General features: G+C 40.5%; 16 protein-coding genes. 6 read left to right on the top strand and 10 right to left on the bottom strand.

The genetic code is table 11. The annotated features are described in order from the left end of the window. The first annotated feature begins 44 nt into the window (after positions 1 to 44). A complete protein-coding gene (locus tag BVH04_RS05290) occupies positions 45 to 527 on the top strand; it encodes a deoxycytidylate deaminase (RefSeq protein ID WP_086540294.1) in 483 nt (160 codons plus the stop codon). Here BVH04_RS05290 and murB read toward each other — a convergent pair. After that, a complete protein-coding gene (gene murB / locus BVH04_RS05285; protein ID WP_086540293.1) occupies positions 524 to 1,537 on the bottom strand; it encodes a UDP-N-acetylmuramate dehydrogenase in 1,014 nt (337 codons plus the stop codon). The genes BVH04_RS05290 and murB overlap by 4 nt on opposite strands. Before the next feature lie 168 nt (positions 1,538 to 1,705). Between murB and BVH04_RS05280 the strand changes: the two genes are divergently transcribed. Genes BVH04_RS05280 through BVH04_RS05270 form a run of 3 tightly spaced genes read left to right on the top strand, consistent with a single transcriptional unit; the run spans position 1,706 to position 4,808 of the window. Further along, a complete protein-coding gene (locus tag BVH04_RS05280) occupies positions 1,706 to 2,650 on the top strand; it encodes a succinylglutamate desuccinylase/aspartoacylase family protein (RefSeq protein WP_086540292.1) in 945 nt (314 codons plus the stop codon). Between the two features lie 43 nt (positions 2,651 to 2,693). After that, positions 2,694 to 3,839, top strand: coding sequence for an ergothioneine biosynthesis protein EgtB (egtB, locus tag BVH04_RS05275; protein ID WP_086540291.1), 1,146 nt, complete (start codon positions 2,694 to 2,696; stop codon positions 3,837 to 3,839). 3 nt (positions 3,840 to 3,842) lie between these two features. Next, positions 3,843 to 4,808 carry an L-histidine N(alpha)-methyltransferase gene (locus tag BVH04_RS05270; protein ID WP_086540290.1) on the top strand — a complete coding sequence of 322 codons (966 nt, stop codon included), beginning with the start codon at positions 3,843 to 3,845 and terminating at the stop codon, positions 4,806 to 4,808. Between the two features lie 48 nt (positions 4,809 to 4,856). On the opposite strand, the gene BVH04_RS05265 is transcribed toward BVH04_RS05270, so the two are convergent. The 9 genes from BVH04_RS05265 to BVH04_RS05225 form a co-directional block, all read right to left on the bottom strand. Then, positions 4,857 to 6,587 (bottom strand): phospho-sugar mutase, encoded by a 1,731-nt coding sequence (locus BVH04_RS05265; protein ID WP_086540289.1) that lies wholly within the window; start codon positions 6,585 to 6,587, stop codon positions 4,857 to 4,859. A gap of 274 nt (positions 6,588 to 6,861) precedes the next feature. Further along, entirely contained in the window at positions 6,862 to 7,854 is a 993-nt protein-coding gene (locus tag BVH04_RS05260; RefSeq protein ID WP_086540461.1) for a YihY/virulence factor BrkB family protein, read from the bottom strand. 17 nt (positions 7,855 to 7,871) lie between these two features. Then, a complete protein-coding gene (locus BVH04_RS05255; protein ID WP_086540288.1) occupies positions 7,872 to 8,831 on the bottom strand; it encodes a mechanosensitive ion channel family protein in 960 nt (319 codons plus the stop codon). A 62-nt stretch (positions 8,832 to 8,893) separates the two neighbouring features. Then, positions 8,894 to 9,916: a DNA topoisomerase IB gene (locus BVH04_RS05250; protein WP_086540287.1), complete on the bottom strand. Its 1,023-nt coding sequence runs from the start codon at positions 9,914 to 9,916 to the stop codon at positions 8,894 to 8,896. A 419-nt stretch (positions 9,917 to 10,335) separates the two neighbouring features. Next, entirely contained in the window at positions 10,336 to 11,430 is a 1,095-nt protein-coding gene (gene hppD, locus BVH04_RS05245) for a 4-hydroxyphenylpyruvate dioxygenase (protein WP_086540286.1), read from the bottom strand. A 75-nt stretch (positions 11,431 to 11,505) separates the two neighbouring features. Beyond that, on the bottom strand, positions 11,506 to 12,507 hold the full coding sequence (locus BVH04_RS05240) for a 1-acyl-sn-glycerol-3-phosphate acyltransferase (protein ID WP_086540285.1): 1,002 nt from the start codon (positions 12,505 to 12,507) through the stop codon (positions 11,506 to 11,508). 32 nt (positions 12,508 to 12,539) lie between these two features. Next, on the bottom strand, positions 12,540 to 13,442 hold the full coding sequence (locus BVH04_RS05235) for a bile acid:sodium symporter family protein (RefSeq protein ID WP_086540284.1): 903 nt from the start codon (positions 13,440 to 13,442) through the stop codon (positions 12,540 to 12,542). Then, complete coding sequence (locus BVH04_RS05230) at positions 13,443 to 14,153, bottom strand: DUF3307 domain-containing protein (protein ID WP_086540283.1); 711 nt, start codon at positions 14,151 to 14,153, stop codon at positions 13,443 to 13,445. Further along, positions 14,153 to 14,794 carry a hypothetical protein gene (locus BVH04_RS05225; protein WP_086540282.1) on the bottom strand — a complete coding sequence of 214 codons (642 nt, stop codon included), beginning with the start codon at positions 14,792 to 14,794 and terminating at the stop codon, positions 14,153 to 14,155. The genes BVH04_RS05230 and BVH04_RS05225 overlap by 1 nt, the downstream gene beginning before the upstream one ends. 287 nt (positions 14,795 to 15,081) lie before the next feature. Here BVH04_RS05225 and BVH04_RS05220 point away from each other — a divergent pair, with 287 nt between their 5' ends. Then, positions 15,082 to 16,452 (top strand): Gfo/Idh/MocA family protein, encoded by a 1,371-nt coding sequence (locus tag BVH04_RS05220; RefSeq protein ID WP_086540281.1) that lies wholly within the window; start codon positions 15,082 to 15,084, stop codon positions 16,450 to 16,452. A 5-nt stretch (positions 16,453 to 16,457) separates the two neighbouring features. Then, positions 16,458 to 17,366: a sugar phosphate isomerase/epimerase family protein gene (locus BVH04_RS05215; protein WP_240510836.1), complete on the top strand. Its 909-nt coding sequence runs from the start codon at positions 16,458 to 16,460 to the stop codon at positions 17,364 to 17,366. The last annotated feature ends 234 nt before the right edge of the window (positions 17,367 to 17,600 follow it).

The raw sequence follows: 17,600 nt of genomic DNA, 5'->3' as shown, positions 1-17,600 counted from the left end.
TTTGTCTTCGATATCAAATGCTACTTTTGCCCAAAGTATAAGAAATGATTAGACCTGATTTTGATGATATTTTTATGGAATTGGCTGTCAATTTGGCCAAACGTTCCCATTGTATCAAGAAGCATGTGGGAGCTGTTCTAACCAAAGACACCCGTATTATTTCCATAGGCTATAATGGCCCTCCCGCCGGCACGCACAATTGTGATGTGGAATTTCCTGATCATGGCTGTGCCACAGATAGCAAAGGCAGCTGTTCTTTGGCTCTACATGCGGAGCAGAACGCAATCCTTTACGCAGTAAAAAATAATACAGCAGTGGATGGATCAACACTTTTTGTGACTCTTTCTCCATGCCTTGCCTGTGCAAGAATCATTTTCTCTATGGGAATTTCAAGAGTGATTTATCTCTTTTCCTATGCTGAATACAAAGGAATTGGTTCTGATGAAGGGGTAGATTTCTTGAGAAAATTCGGTGTGCAGGTAGATAAATATGAAAAGACACTGGAGGTAAACGATCAATTGGTCTAAAGGAAATTGACTTCCGGGTGAATGGAAATGTTAAATTTATCGAGAACTGATTGCTGAATTTTTTCAGCTAAGTTTTTAATTTCATTTCCATCACCGTCGCCATAATTCACTAGCACAAGAGGCTGTTTGGCATGCACGCCGATTTCTCCAAACCGCCGCCCCTTCCATCCGCATTGCTCAATTAGCCAAGCTGCAGGTACTTTCACGCCCTCAGCATTTGGGTAACCAGGAATGGAAGAATACTCACTTTTTAAGATTTGATACTGGTCAGACGAGATTGTTGGATTTTTGAAAAATGAACCGGCATTTCCTATTTCTTTTGGATCTGGAAGCTTTGATTGTCGGATGTGGATCACTGCATCTGAAATTGTTTTTAGGCTGAGTTCTTTTACTCCATTAGCTTCAAGGGTTTCTTTAATTGCCCCATATTCAGTGTGAAATTCAGGAGCTTTTTTCAGTCTGAAAACTACTGAGCATATCACATATTTGCCTTTCAGTTCATGTTTGAAAACACTTTCCCTATAGCCAAATAGGCACTGCCCGGCATCGAATTCTTCCATTACTAAAGTATCTCTGTTTAGGGCTTTCAAACTGGCGAATACATCTTTTATTTCTACCCCGTATGCACCGATATTCTGCATGGGTGATGCACCCACAGTCCCTGGAATTAGAGAAAGATTCTCTATTCCAGCCCAGTCATTTCCGATTGCTTCCAGTACAAATTGGTGCCAATTCACGCCTGCACCTACTTCTACGAAGAAAAACTCCTCTGTCTCATTTATGACTTTGATACCATCAATTTCAATTTTGATTACCAAAGCATCTTGATTTTGTGTAAGGAGCACATTACTTCCACCACCAAGAATCAATGAGTTGATTTTCTGTGATTTAGCCCAGTTTAAAGCTTCTTTTAGCTCATCGATAGATTTTACTGCGACAAAAAATCGAGCATTTTTAGCAATTCCAAACGTGTTGTGTGCCTTGAGGGAGATGTTTTCTTGTATATTCATAAGCCTAGAGTGCCTTGCGAAATAAGCAAGATTTTGGCCGAATAAGAAATGAAATCACCCAATTGAGCTTTAATAAATGAAATCGAGCCTGAATAAAATGTCACTTGGAAGGATGAATATACACCATGCGAGATTCCATGTGGCCTTTGGAAGACAAATTAAAAACACATGAAAGAACTGCTCATAAATGGAGTACGGATTAGACCGGGCCAATCGATGAACATTGAAATTGCAATCGCAAAACTCCCTACCCACACATTAATTGATCTGCCTATTTTTATAAGATCCTCCAAAGAAGAAGGACCAGTAGTATTGATTAGCGGCGGTGTACATGGAGATGAGATCAATGGCGTTGTTACAGCCAAAAGATTACTTGAAGAAGTGGATGAGGGTCTTGAACTGCTGAAAGGAACTCTGATATTTATTCCTTTGGTGAATATATATGGCTTCCTTTCGAACAGTCGAACTTTTCCGGACGGGAGAGATCTAAATCGAAGTTTCCCGGGGAGCAAAAAAGGTTCTTTAGCAGCTAGTATAGCCTTTATTCTTAGTAATGAAATTATTCCCCAGATTGATTACGGAATTGACTTCCATACCGGGGGACGTATGCTGACTAATTATCCGCAAGTCCGTGTGGACTATAAGGATAAGGTGGCATTAGAACTGGCAAAGTCTTTTGGAACACATTATATAATCAACTCAAAGTACATTGAGAAGTCTTTTAGAAAAGAAGCTTACAAAGCAAGGAAGCATATCATTGTATTTGAAGGCGGGGAGTCTATGAGGTTGGATGAGTATGGGATTGAAGAAGGAGTAAATGGTACCAAGCGGATGTTGGCGAGTCTGGGAATGCTTGCCAATGCGCCGGCGCCTCAAGCGAGTATTTTTTTGAAAGAAAGCAGTTGGGTAAGAGCAAGGGCATCTGGGATTTTTAACTCAAGTGTGAAAGTAGGAGAGTCTGTAAAAAAAGGCCAGATCTTGGCACGAATTTCGGATCCATATGGTCAGGTGAAAATCCCTGTCAAAGCACCTACAAACGGACATATCATAGGAATGAATAATTTACCTGTGATCAATACTGGAGATGCTTTGGTACATATCGGTAAGGAATAGTTAACCCAATCATTACCTTTTAGACTCTAAATTTCAGCCTTTTATGTCACTAGTAGAAGCATTTAGGGGAGTAAGAAATCACTCTCTTTATCTATGCAAAAATTTAATAACTGAGGACTATAGCTTACAAGCATCAGAGGAAGTCAGCCCCCCAAAATGGCACTTAGCACATACTACCTGGTTTTTCGAGCAGTTTATTCTTGTGCCAAATGATCCCGATTATGTGGTGAAACATCCTCAGTTTAACTTCCTATTCAACTCCTATTATAACTCCCTAGGAACCAGAACCGCAAGAAATCAAAGAGGTTTGATGTCTAGGCCATCTGTGGCTGAAGTCAAAGCCTATCGTGCGTATGTAGATGAAGCTATGGCCAACTTGATTCAGAAAAACAATCCAACTATAGATGAGTTGGTAATTCTTGGTATGAATCACGAACAGCAACATCAGGAATTATTGATTTCAGATTTGAAATACAGTCTGTGGCATAATCCGCTGAATCCTGAAGTAATGGATATTTCGGAGTACACTCCTGAGTCAGAGTCAAAGTGGATTTCTATAGAATCTGGAGTCTATGAAATTGGCTACCAAGGAGATTCCTTTTGCTATGACAATGAGCTGAATCCGCACAAGGTTTATATCAGTGATTTTGCGATCTCCTCAGCATTAGTTACTAATCAGGATTTTCTTGAGTTTATGGAAGCAGGTGGCTACGATGACCCCAACTATTGGCATGATGAAGGTTGGGCTTGGACAAAAGAACTAGAAGTAAAAGCACCGCTTTATTGGGAAAAGAAGGATGGAGATTGGTGTTATTATACGCTTGACGGACTTAAGCCAATTGATAAAAAAGCTGCCGTTTCCCATGTGAATTTTTACGAAGCTTCGGCCTTTGCTTCTTGGAAAGGAATGCGACTGCCGACAGAATTCGAGTGGGAAGTTGCACAAGATCAATTCGACTGGGGCAAAAGATGGGAGTGGACTAACTCGGCATATTTAGCTTATCCTGGTTTTACTGTCGCTCCCGGAGCCATAGGGGAATACAACGGTAAATTTATGATCAATCAAATGGTGCTTCGTGGTGCCTCGGTTGCTACTTCGGAAGGACATTCCAGACCGACATATAGAAACTTTTTTCATCCAAAATACAGATGGCAATTTATGGGCATTCGCCTTGCCAAATCACTTTAACCTATGAATGCTAAAAACACAGATTTCGGGACATTTGCCCAAGATGTAATGCTTGGTCTTAATTCAACTCCGAAGACCTTACCCTCCAAATATTTCTACGATGCCAAAGGTGATAAGCTTTTTCAGCAGATTATGGCCTTGCCTGAGTATTATCTTACACGGAAGGAATATGAAATATTAGAGGGTCAACATGAGCAGATTTTAGCTCCTATTCTGGAACAAGATCAGCCGTTTAATCTAGTGGAACTTGGAGCAGGAGACGGAATGAAAACCAAAATTTTGCTTAGATACCTTACTCAAAAGAGGGTAGAATTCACCTATTATCCGGTGGATTTCTCAGGTTCAGTTTTAGAAGGATTGGAAGATAGTCTAGCCAAAGAGCTTCCTGAATTGGCAGTGAATCCGATTCAGGATACTTACAGAGATTCATTGAAGAAACAAATCTGGGAGGATGGAAGGCCCAATCTGATTTTATTTCTGGGAGCTAATCTTGGGAATTTTGGTGTTGAGGAAGCTAAAAATATCATTGATCACTTGCGTGTGGGTACGAAGAGAGGTGACCTGGTTTTGCTTGGCTTTGATCTCAAGAAAAACCCTCAAACCATATTAGATGCTTACCATGATGAGCAAGGAGTGACCCGTGAGTTCAATATGAACTTACTGGATCGAATTAATAGAGAATTGAACGCTGATTTTGATAGAGATTCATTTGTTCATTGGCCTACTTACAACCCTGTAAGCGGGGAATGTAGAAGCTATTTGGTCTCTCAGAAGTCCCAGATAGTTACTATCGGAGCTTTAAATCAAAAATTTGAATTTGAGGCATATGAGTCAATTTTTACTGAAATATCTAAAAAGTATAGTTTGTCAGAAATCAGCCAATTAGCTTCCTTAGGTGGATTTCACGTCGAAGAAAATTTTACAGATTCAGAAGGATACTTTGCAGATGTACTTTGGAAAAAGCATTAAAAAAAGCACTGAGAAATCAGTGCTTTTTTAATTTGATTATGAGGTATATTAACTAAAGTAACGCTTCAATCCTTCTAGTTTTTCTTCAAGTTCTGCTTCTACTTTCCTGTAATTTTCTGTATTAGATAGAGGAGCATTTACGGAAAAATAATACTTGATTTTTGGCTCTGTGCCTGATGGTCTTGCGGATATTTTACTTCCATCAGCAAGATAGAATTGCATCACGTTGGATTTGTCCATATCGAGCTTTACGGATTTTCCGGACTTCACATTTTTTACAGTACTTTCTTTCACATCTACAATTTTCTCCACCGCTATTCCATTCATTTCCGATGGAGGGGTAAGGCGGAAATCATTCATCAAGGCCTGAATTTGCTCAGCGCCGTCTTTGCCTTTTTTGGTCACAGAAATTAACGATTCCTTATAAAAACCAAACTGATTGTAAATCTCAGCAAGAACATCAAAAACTGTTTTGCTTTGAGTTTTATAATAAGCGACTAATTCAGCCACCATAGCGCAAGCACTTACACCGTCCTTGTCTCTTACAAAATCCCCAACCAAATAACCATAAGATTCTTCGCCCCCTGCGATGAAGGTTTCTTTGCCTTCCAGATCTTTGATTATTGCAGCGATATTTTTAAACCCTGTCAATACGGAGAAACATTTCACTCCAAATCCTTCACATATTCTATCTATCAACTCTGTGGTCACGATGGTATTGACCATGAACTGATTACCATCTAGCCTACCAGCTTCCTTCCATTTACTTAATAAATAGTAGGTTAGGAGGGAGCCAGTTTGATTTCCGTTCAGTAGCTCAAATTCACCAGATGCATTGGGAACTGCTGCGGCATATCGGTCACCATCAGGATCACAAGCTAATACCAATTCAGCACCAACTTCTTTTCCAAGCTTTAGTGAAAGCGTCAATGCTTCCGCTTCTTCCGGGTTTGGATAAATGACTGTAGGGAAATTACCATCTGGCTCTGCCTGCTCTTCTACGATGTTCACGTTTGCAAAGCCAAAGGTTTTCAGAGCAGCAGGAACCATTTTGCCAGAGGCACCATGAATAGGAGAAAAGACAATAGGCATATCTTTTTGAGATGCAATTGCATCTGGAGACATGCTCAAGCCTATAACTAGCTTCATGTAAATGGCATCAAAATCTTCCTCTATGTATTGGAAAAGAGCATCGTTTTTGTCCCAATTCACATCATCAAAGGAAGTGATCTTTTTCACCTCATCGATGATATTTTTGTCATGTGGAGCTACGACCTGCGCACCATCGTCCCAATATGCCTTGTATCCATTATATTCTTTTGGATTGTGTGAAGCAGTGATCATCACACCGCTTTTGCAATCGAAATGACGAACGGCAAATGACAGCATCGGAGTAGGACGCATTTCCCTGAAATACAACACATGGATGCCATTTGCTGTCAACACATTTGCTGTGGTAGTTGCAAAAAGCGTGTTGTTAATTCTAGAATCATGGGTAATAGCTACCCGGATTGTTTCGTCAGGAAAGCAATGCAGAAGGTAGTTTGCCAATCCTTGAGTAGCCATTCCGATAGTGTAGACATTCATTCGATTGGTTCCCACACCCATTAATCCTCGCAATCCTCCTGTACCAAACTCCAAATCTTGATAGAAGGAATCTGTTAATTCGGAAGGATTTTGATCAATAAGAGTGCGGATTTGGGCTTTCGAGTCTTCATCGATATTGCCATTAAGCCATGCGTCTGCTTTTGCTTGAATGCTAGGGTCTATGGTTGTCATGTTATAAAAATTGTTTAATGTCTAAGATATAGAAAAACACAAAATATGCCATTCCCTTATTTGAAATCATCTTCAGTAGTAGGGAATTAATTTTTCAAAGGAAATAATTGACGTTGATATTAATCATTTTTTGACTTGTTTTCCACTAAGAATCATCCGGATGCCACCTCACCAGGATAACTTTCATAGTAAAGTTAGGTATCGATATCAAAGTCAATCCATCAATGATTGAGTTTGATTTCAGCTGTGCCCTCTTAAATACTTTATATGAAAACTATTTTTTCTCCTGCAAGTCATCTACTTCGCCTTCAGGTAAGAGATCTTTTGGCCTTGGCACGAAATCTCCTTTAAGTACTACTTCTTTTTTTTTCACCCTTGAATAGTTCGTTCTAGGAATGATGCCATAGCCATATCTAATGGAGAATACTTTGGTGAACGCTGCTCCATAGAAGAATATCAAACAAGAATAGGACACCCAAAGCAAAACAAGAATAATAGAGCCTGCCGCCCCATAGGTGGATCCAGGCTCAGCCGCTCCAAAATATATACCTAGCAAATACTTGGAAAGAGTGAAAAGTAAGGAGGTAAGTATAGCACCTACCCATACCGATTTCCATTGGATTTTAGCATCAGGAAGATATTTGAATATCAGTGCAAATAGGGCCGTAATCACACCAAAGGAAATAATAAAATCCAGAATGAATGCAAATACAACGACAAACTCTGGTAAAATACTATTGATGAAATCACTGAAAAAGGAAAGTAAAGCAGTCAGAACAAAGCTTATAAACAAAAGAAACCCAAGTACCAGCACAAATCCAAAGCTAACTGCACGATCCAATAATGTATGATACCACTTAACATCACTATTTTGCTTTAGACCCCATATGGAATTGATGCTGATTTTGAGATGAAAAAACACTCCGGTCGCACCAAAGATGAGAACCCCTATACCAATGATAGAAGCGATAGTGGACTTACCACTTGATTGAGTTTCTTTAACCATACTAGTCAGGAAATCAGCAGTTTCTGGTCCCATAGCTGATGACAATTCATTAGAGAGTCTGCCTGTGACTATTTCCACACCCCAAATCGCTCCAACGGTATTAATTACTATAACCAGAAGAGCAGGTAGTGAAAGAACTGCATAATAAGCAATTACAGCACTCAATCTCCATGGATCATCGTTGTTCCAATGCTTGAAGCTATCTACCATCAAGCTAGGGATGTGAGTGATTTTAAAACGTGTAGGGGTAAGCTTGGTCATATTTTCTTCAGTTTCCATTAGCTCTCATTATTATTAGACGAAGAGCCATTTTGCGGCGAATTGGATAATCCAGAAAGTTCTTGGTTTAGCTTAGTTCCACCTTTTATCCCAAAATCCAAAGTACGGATAGGGAATGGAATCATTATATCATTTTTGTCAAATGCTTTCTTTAGAGAAATGATTGCTTCATTTCTCACAGGGATATAATCCAGATTAGGAGCCTTGAATTTGCACCAGATATTCAAGGTGAAATTGATAGAGCTGTCTCCAAAACCTGTCCAGAAAATGGTGGGCTCTTCAGACTCCAGCCTGCTTGAAACGGTTCTAGCTGACTCCAGTGCTACTTTTTCCACATGCTCCAGATCCTCTCCATAACTTATTCCGCATTGGATCTGTACTCTTCGCTGCTCAAATTCGGTGTAATTAGTAAAGCTCTCTTGAAACAAATAGCGATTGGGTACATAGACAATCGGGCCGTTAAACGTTTTGATCTTCGTCACGCGAAGGTTTATTTCAATTACCGAACCTTCATGACCGTTGTGAGTCTTGATGATGTCTCCGAGTTTGTAGGGTTGATTGAATGTGATATAAATACCTGCAATGAAGTTGGCAGCTGTGTCTTGAAATGCAAAACCCAAAGCCAAACCAATAATCCCCAAACCTGCCAATATGGATGAGACCGTCTTGCTTAGATCCATTACAGACAATGCCATCATAATTCCAAATACTAAAATTGCAATGAAAATCAGTTGACTTAAAAAACTAGCAATAGTTTTATTTGTTCCAAGTTTATGGATGTATGTAGCGGAAAAACGCTTTATTGATTTTGCAATGAAAATAGTGAAGACTACAAGAATAACGGCTAGGACAAAGTTTGGTAGATTCTCTATAATTATGTCTAGCCATCCGCTTAGTTTGCTTGTAATTTTTTCAAATATCCCTTGGGTATCGTATCCTAAAATTTGTGCTGTAATCATATTTAAATTGTTCTTTTTTACTGCTTCAGGTTAAAAAAACATGCCAAATCAACTTTAACTTGTTAGCTCAACTTAGTACAGAGAATTTGCATTAGTTGTATTTCTTCTGGTTTGTATCCTTCCCCGGAAAAATCTTTAGGCAGACATTCTTTCAGTTTCTTAGGTTTCAAGCATTGGGACAATATTTCAGGATGCAAATACGAGCTCCTGCATACTGCTACTGTATGCCCCATTTTTTCGGCTACCATTTTGATTAAGGTAGTCTCTGGCTTTTTTCTAGTGTCTTCACAAAGCACCCCCACTTCATCAGAATGCTTGATACAAACACAATTCGCTCCCCAGGTTCTAAAATATTTTGCTGTGTAATAATCATCTTCAGGAGCATTTAAACTGATATACTCGTTTAACTCAGTAGAATCTACAGTGTACCATTTATCTTCTTCTTGGTACCTGAAGAGATCATAGCCTGGCAGTTGAGAGCAATCTTGCAACAATCTGATCAGCCTTTTATTTGTAAGGGATACTGAGCGCTCTTTGCCACTTTTTGCAGTGTAATTGATCAAAATATTTTTACCATCTTCTTTCAGATGTTTTCTTCTAAGCGTGGTCAGTCCATGCGTTTTGTTGCTTTCAGTGTATTGTTTATTCCCGACTCGCAGATACAATTCATCCAATAGAGCTGTTGCCAGAGCAAGCACTTTATTCTTGTTCCAGCTTCTTTGTCGCAAATCCTTTTGATAACGTTCTCGCAGTTTGGGTAAATAAAACCCAAATTTGAGCAGGTCATCATACTTGATCTTTTGGGAATATTCAGACCATTTCTCGTGATAGAGGTATTGCTTTCTACCTTTGTCGTCTATTCCTGTTGCCTGTAAATAGCTGTTCTTTTTTGGGCTGATCCATACGTTTTTCCAAGCCGGTGGAATCACCAATTCTTCAATTCGCTCTATATGTGATTCATTGGAAAGCTTTTGGTTGTCTTTATCCAAAAAAGTAAAACCACGTCCCTTTTTCTTTCTGAGTATTCCAGGTTGGGAGTCTCGAATATACACGAGACCTTTTGGGAGTTCGGCTGCTGTAACCATATGTATGTAATGTCAGGCTGTTTCCTGAAATCTTTACAAGTCTCATGCAAGTATTGTTTGTGATTCTGGGTCTTACTGTTTGCAAATAAATCTGCCCCTACATTAAGTCTTTGTAAGTTGCTAAAAGGAAAAATGAGTGTTCGCTTTGTTGCACGTTCCGGGAAAAAGCTAAATTTTGATTCTAAATCGGATCAAATTCCCCCTTTCTCAAAGGGGGTAAGGGGGATTTCAGGAAGCAAATCAGTATTAAATTTGGCAACGTGCAGGATTGCGGATACTCATTAAAGGAAACATCCTTTTCTTCGATAGTATTGCTGAAGAAAAAGTAGGTTTCATGGTTAAAAATTTGAAGAAATTTCTTCCTCCTTTTCAAAAAAGAATAACCAAAAAAACCGACTATTTCTAGTCGGTTTCGTGCCTTATAAATTCCCTCTCAGTTCCTGCTCTCGCTCAATGGCTTCAAACAGGGCTTTGAAATTCCCCTTGCCGAAGGACTTGGCGCCTTTTCGCTGGATTATTTCAAAGAAAAGCGTCGGTCTGTCTTGTACAGGTTTGGTGAAAATCTGAAGTAAATATCCTTCTTCATCCCGATCTACCAGGATATTCAGATCTTTCAGTGGTTGTAAATCCTCATCTATTTTGCCCACTCTATCCAGCAAGTCTACATAATAAGACTGTGGCACCTCAAGAAACTCTACGCCTCTTTTTCTCAACTCAGTTACCGTATGGATAATGTCATCTGTAGCAATCGCCATGTGCTGAACTCCAGGTCCACGGTAGAAATCCAGGTATTCTTCTATCTGTGATTTTTTCTTGCCTGCAGCAGGTTCATTGATTGGAAACTTGATGAAGCCGTTGCCATTGGAAACAACCTTGGACATCAGCGCTGAGTACTCAGTAGAAATATCCTCGTCGTCAAAGGTGATCAGTAATTTGAAACCCATGACGGTTTCATAGAAATCCACCCAGCGATTCATCTCTCCAAGCTCCACATTTCCTACACAATGATCAATATACATCAAGCCAATCGGCTCTGGTGTATAATGACTTTTACGAGGCTGATACCCCGGAAGAAAGATGCCTGAGTAGTTTTTACGCTCCACGAAAGTGTGAATCGTGTCTCCATAAGTATGAATTGATGCTACTTTGGCTTCGCCAAATTTATCAGAAATAATATGCGGCTCTATGGCAGATGCGGCACCCCTGGAGGTGGTTTCATACCAGGATTTTTCTGCATCTTCTACCCAAAGTGCAAGGACTTTCACACCGTCCCCGTGTTTTTGGATATGCTCAGCAATTGGGCCTTCGGGAAAAATAGGAGAGGTCAGAACTAATCTGATTTTGCCTTGCTTCAAGACATAGGATGCCCTATCCTTGATGCCAGTTTCTGGCCCCGCATAGGCGATCAATTCGTAGCCAAAAGCATATTGATAGTAAAGTGCGGATTGTTTGGCGTTACCGACGTATAATTCGACGTAGTCAGTCCCATTGATTGGGAGGAAGTCTTGACTCATGGTTAAGTTATTTTTGGGTTATTCAGTAAACCAAAGTTACGAAATAACCCAAAGAATATTTGGTCAAGCACGTCTTTATTCCTGTGGATTTTTGTTTCCGATTAGAGTGATCCAGGCCATTACCAAAAATGCCAAAGCCCATGAACCTAAGGAAGTATCCATAGCTAGCCAAAGGAGGAAAAAGTAATAGAAAGGAACAAGGACAAAACCTATCATGAACTTCCAGGTTGATGAAAAAACAGGATCTTTCACGCTTGGCTTTTTCCAAAGCCAAACCCAATAAAGAGGGAAATGGAAGATTTTCATCAGTTTATTCTTCAGTCCTGAGGGCTCTGCAATGGGGTTTGGAACTTCTCCAGTTTCAAGAAAAAGCTTTACTTCTGCTCTGCAAGTCAAGTCCACGTCATTTTCGATCAAATTGGCCAAATCCTGCTCGTAGGTTGCCAATGGAATTTCCACTACGAGTTCCTTCAATGCCTGCTCCACAGATTTGGTGAGTAATCCTGATTTTGAAGCTGGCATATCTACCGGAATGGCTTTCCCGAAGGTTATTCTCGCTATACCCCCAGATTTTTTGTGAGCAGAGTAATCTAGCGCTACAGGTAATATTACAGGTTGAGTTTCAGGATATTTCTCTTTAAGGCCAAAAGCCATACGCGTAAAACCCTTGCTCAGTGGACGGAGATTTCTGATTAAACTATGACTTCCTTCGGCAAAAATGATCACTGTTCCATTTTTACGAAGTACCTCATAGGTTTGATCAAAAGTACCTTGATTTTGCTGAATGGTAGAGAAGCCATCGCGCACTCGATAGACAGGCAGCATCTGGATTAAATTCAGGAATTTGGCAATAAATGACTTTTTGAAAACAGATGCACGAGTCAAGTAGTAAGGTTTTAGCGCTGTGTGTGAGCCCAAAAGCATTGGATCGATCAATGCATTTTGGTGATTTGCTACCAAAAGAATCGGGGCATTTTTTGGAATATTTTCTGCGCCATCGATAATTATTTTCTTCAAATAGCCCTTCAACGTGATCTTAACTAAGAAGCGAAGGAATTCATTGATTAAGTATGTCATTGATTTGTTAGGGTTTCACAGACTGTTTTTATTCAGACTTTTGATTTCCAAAGGCTTGCGATAGTCATACCTGAAATCAAATGCCAGATACCCCACCATGCTGTAATAATAGCCATTCCACCAAGGCCATCAAAATAAGTGAAAATCAAAACCAGCCCCAATCCAGAATTTTGAATTCCAGTTTCGATTGTCATAGTTTTCACATCAGCAAGTGGCAATCTGAAGATTTTTCCTGTAATAAATCCCGAACCCAATGCCACAAAATTATGCGCCAAAACCCATAGGAAAATCAGGGAAATGTACTTGGTAAAGAGATCAAAATTCCCGGCAAAGGCAATCACTACAAATGCTGCAAAAATAAGAATACTCAGGGGCTTAAGGATTTTTGAAGCTTTTTCGGCGAAAGTAGGAGCGTACTGATGCGTGATAATCCCGAGTATTAATGGGATGCCCAGAATTAGCGCAATTGTAGAAAAGGTATCAGAATAATCCAGGCTTATTTCCCGTAGCAAGTTTGAAGTTGGGGCGTACAATCCTGCCCAAAGTGCGAAATTTAAAGGTGTACTGATGATGGAAAGCATGCTGGAGAAACCTGTCAGACTTACCGAAAGAGCAGTATTTCCTTTTGCCAGACTGGTAAGGAAATTTGAGACATTTCCTCCGGGACAAGCAGCTACCAGGAACATTCCCAAGGCCACGGATGGCGGTGGCTTCATGATAAGCACCAGGCACCAAGTGAGAAATGGCAAGAGTAGAAATTGGGAAAACACCCCCAAAAAGAATCCCTTTGGGTTTTTCGCCAAGTATTTGAAATCCTCAAATCTCAGATCCAGCGCCACCCCATACATGATTAGTGCTAGGGCTAGGTTTAGCAGCAGTAAATCACTGGAAGAAAAATTGAGTTGGATGGAATCCAGTTCGTTGGTTGGGTTCATTTAGTTGGTGATAGATAAAAAGATTAGCCCAGAAACCATGGCTGTGCCGAAGCTTAGCAAGGTTCCGATCAGAATGTATTCAGTGAGTTTTCGCTCCTTAGATTTCCTTAGATCTCCAAACCTAAATACGGATTTGGCAGCTAGCAAGAAACCTACAGCTTCCCAATGCCCTGTCACGATAAAGGAAAAGACGAAAAGTCGCTCCAAAATTCCTATGTACTTTCCAGCATCTTGGAGGGATTGATCAGGTTGGGATGGGATAGAATCCGACCACTTTTTGAGCAAATTTGATAAAATAATAGAAGTAGGTTGGGTAAGGAAAAGCACTAATGTAATCATTCCAAAAAGCACAGGATCCTGAAATGCTAATTGCCAATCCACGGATACTTCTGTGAATACAGCCCAAATGATCAGAATACTTATGAGGTGCATCGCTTGATCAGCAATGAACCATGTCGTTTTGGTTTTAGACTTTTGAGCGTAAAGTTTGGTGAGATCAATTATCAAATGTGCGATGGTGGTCGCCAGAGCTATTTGCCAATCGCTGAGATCCCAGAGCAGCAACAGGACAAGTAAGCCATGGATTAAAACGTGGATATATAGTTTTGGAGAAGCTGCTTTTCGGCGTTCTTTTTCTTTTACCCATGAAGAAGGTTGCAGCAGAAAATCTCCGATTAGATGGGCGAGTATGAGCTTGATCAGGATGAGCATTAGAGCAGCTGGCTGAGTTTCTTTCTGAATAATTTCTCCATTGCCAAGATATCCTCGCCATTTGCGGCTTTGTAGCGCTTACTCACAGAGTTTTGGTTGATGTGAAGCACTTCTCCGATTTCTGCCTGTTTACGATCTGGATTGGAGAGCATTTCTGACATCAATTCTCCTGAAGAGATCGACCAGCTGTCCATTTGTATTCCCGCTAGTTTCAGGTAAAGATTCATCTCGATATTCCATTCAGTCCAAGGAGAGTTGATAGCCAGAGTGATCATCTCGCCTTTTAATTGCTCAAATTTTTCTCCTGATCGTACGAATGCTTCACCATTACTTTCGGATATTCTATCTGCATCATAAGATTTTGTACCTATTCCGATTGCCATTCGGACATCTACTGGAGAGCTTCTTTTATTCTCATCCGGATAGGGAAGGCTTTTGATCAGGGCTTTGATCTGTAAGGCTGCAAGCAAGCTTTCTTGCGGCTTTGAGATTTCCAGTTGAAAACTATCTCCTCGGAAGATTTCCCACTGCTTCGGAGTACGGCCCCATTTATTCAGTAATTTCTTGAATGGATCGATCCACAGATTCTGATCTTTCAGCTCTCTGGAATTGATGATGTCTCCTGTAAGTAATGCAATCATACTGCCAATATCACCGTAAATGGTGATAAATCCAAATATCACCGTAAATGGTGATATATTAGAATATCACCGTAAGTAGTGATAAAGTGTGGGAAAGTTTTTGAGCGGGCATGGAAATACGCAATCGTTTGCACATCATATTAGGGCATCCAAATAATTAGTATTGATTGGTAGAAATAGAATGTTTAGATTAAAAATTCATAGCTGAATTACTGTCTATGAACAAAAAACAACTATTCAATAACCCTAAAAAGTAAAAGGCACAAACCCTGTAACCTCAAATAGAAATGGAAAAAAGAAGAGAATTCATAAAAAAAAGTCTCTTAGGCACAGCCGGAATAGCTATGGCCGGTATGAGCATGAGTGCCAAATCATATGCTTCAATCATAGGAGCAAACGAGCGAATCAATATTGCAGTGATTGGAATACGCGGACAAGGCAGCAATCACATCAACCAATGGTGTGCCTTAAAAGACAATCGCAATGTGAGATTAAAGACACTTTGCGATGCTGACGAGCAATACTTCGAACCAAAGTCAAAAGTTGTAATAGAGAAAACAGGCGTCACCCCAACGACAGAGTGGGATATGCGAAAGGTGCTGGAAGACAAAGAGCTAGATGCAGTTTCTTTTGCAGTACCCAATCACTGGCATGCGCTAGGTACGATCTGGGCTTGCCAAGCAGGAAAGCATGTGTATGTAGAAAAACCTGCAAGTCACAACGTATGGGAAGGTAGAAAAATGGTAGAAGCCGCCCGAAAGTACGATAGAAGAGTGCAGGTAGGTTTTCAAAACCGATCTATTGCCAACGTGATGGAAGCGATGGAATTCCTTCATGGAGGAGGAATCGGTGATGTATATATGGCTCGTGGGACTTGCTACAAACCAAGAGATTCTTTTGGTAAAGTGGCAGATAGCACGCCACCGGAATCATTACATTACGACTATTGGAGAGGTCCGGCGGAGATGATTCCATACAATGAAAAGAAAGTGCATTACAACTGGCACTGGCACTGGGCCACTGGAAATGGTGATACAGGAAATCAGGGACCGCACCAGTTTGATGTCGCTCGCTGGGGAATGAATAAAAACGAACATCCTGTTTCTGTCTATTCAGCGGGAGGAATCTATGGTATAGATCCGAACGAATGCTCTCAGGAAACCCCAAATACGCAAAGCTCGGTGTTCAAGTATGCGGATGGCACCATGCTGGAATTTGAAACTCGAGGTAGATATACCAATGGAGAATCAAGTTTGGGAATCCAAATTGGTAATATGTTTTATGGAACTAATGGTTATTTGGAACTTGACGGAGGTACCTGGAAAGCTTTCCGTCAGAAGGAAAAAGAGCCTTTTGCCCAATCTAAAAAAGAAGCCGCTCCAGCAGCAAGTACTCAAGTTTTGGCAGCGCCAGGCGGTGCGGAGCATTATGCCAATTTCCTGGACGCAATCCGAGCTGGAAATAATGAAGCACTTCACTGCGACATAGAAGAAGGCTTCAAATCTTCAGTATTGCCTTTGATAGCCAATGTATCTTACCTGACTGGACGCGAATTGAGATTTGACGGAAGTACAGAGACTTTTGTCAAGGACAAAGAGGCAGATAAAATGCTTACCAGAGATTATCGTGATCCATACACTGTTCCAAATAAAGTTTAATTTTTATGAGTCAAGAAAAAATGAATACTAAAGTGATTAAGTCATTGAGTAATTCTAGACGTGATTTTATGCAGAAAAGCGTAGCCGCCAGCTTAAGTCTAGCAGCGATGCAATTTCCCTTTGATGCATTTTCAAGGACAAAATCAGGGATGGAATTTGGTTTGGTGACTTACCAATGGGGAAAGGATTGGGATCTGCCTACGCTTATTGCGAATTGTGAAAAATCAGGAGTGCTAGGAGTGGAGCTTCGTACAGAGCACGCGCATGGAGTGGAAACAAGCTTGAGTGCCACTGAGCGAGCAGCAGTGAAAAAACGCTTTAAGGACAGCAAAGTGACTTGCGTGGGATATGGAAGTAATTTTGAGTATCACAGCTCAGATCCAGCAGTAGTTCGAAAAAATATTGAGGGGACCAAAGAATATATCAAGCTTTGCAAGGATATAGGTGCTACTGGAATAAAGGTCAAGCCAAACAATCTGCCCGCCGACGTGCCCAAAGAAAAAACTATTGCCCAGATCGCAGCTTCATTTAATGAAGTTGGGAAATTCGCAGCTGATTATGGCCAATTAGTACGGGTGGAAGTACATGGGAATTTGACGCAGGAACTTCCGAATATGAAGGCCATTTTTGAGCAGGTCATAGAACCTGCTGTCAAGATATGCTGGAATTGTAATGCCGAAGATCTTTTGGCTCCAGGCTTGGAAGCTAATTTCAACTCTGTGAAAAAATGGTTTGGAGATACCGTTCACGTACGTGAATTCAACGATGGAGATTATCCCTATCCAGAACTTTTCAAGCTATTCAAAGGGATTAATTACCACGGTTGGATTCTTATGGAAGCCCGTACAGAACCAGCAGATCGAGTTGCTGCGCTAAAAGAACAGTTAGCTATATTCAATCAATTGACGAAATAGCGTTGATACTAGTAGTCAGTTTATTACCAAATGACCTCGGCAAGGCTCGGCCATTGGTCTAAGTATGAGTGAAGGATGGAAGGAAAAGTGCAACGAAGCCGTACTTTTCCTTCCATCCTTAATATTCAATTTGTCCGGACACCGAGCTTGTCGTGGTGCTAATAAAACTAATTTTGGCTCATGATATAATTCCATATAAACCAGTATGTTTAATCAGTATAACCGCTTTTCTGC

The sequence above is a fragment of the Algoriphagus antarcticus genome, assembly GCF_002150685.1.
Classification (GTDB): Bacteria; Bacteroidota; Bacteroidia; order Cytophagales; family Cyclobacteriaceae; genus Algoriphagus; species Algoriphagus antarcticus.
Note: the sequence above shows the minus strand (reverse complement) of the source record. Positions and strands in the feature narration are given on the sequence as shown.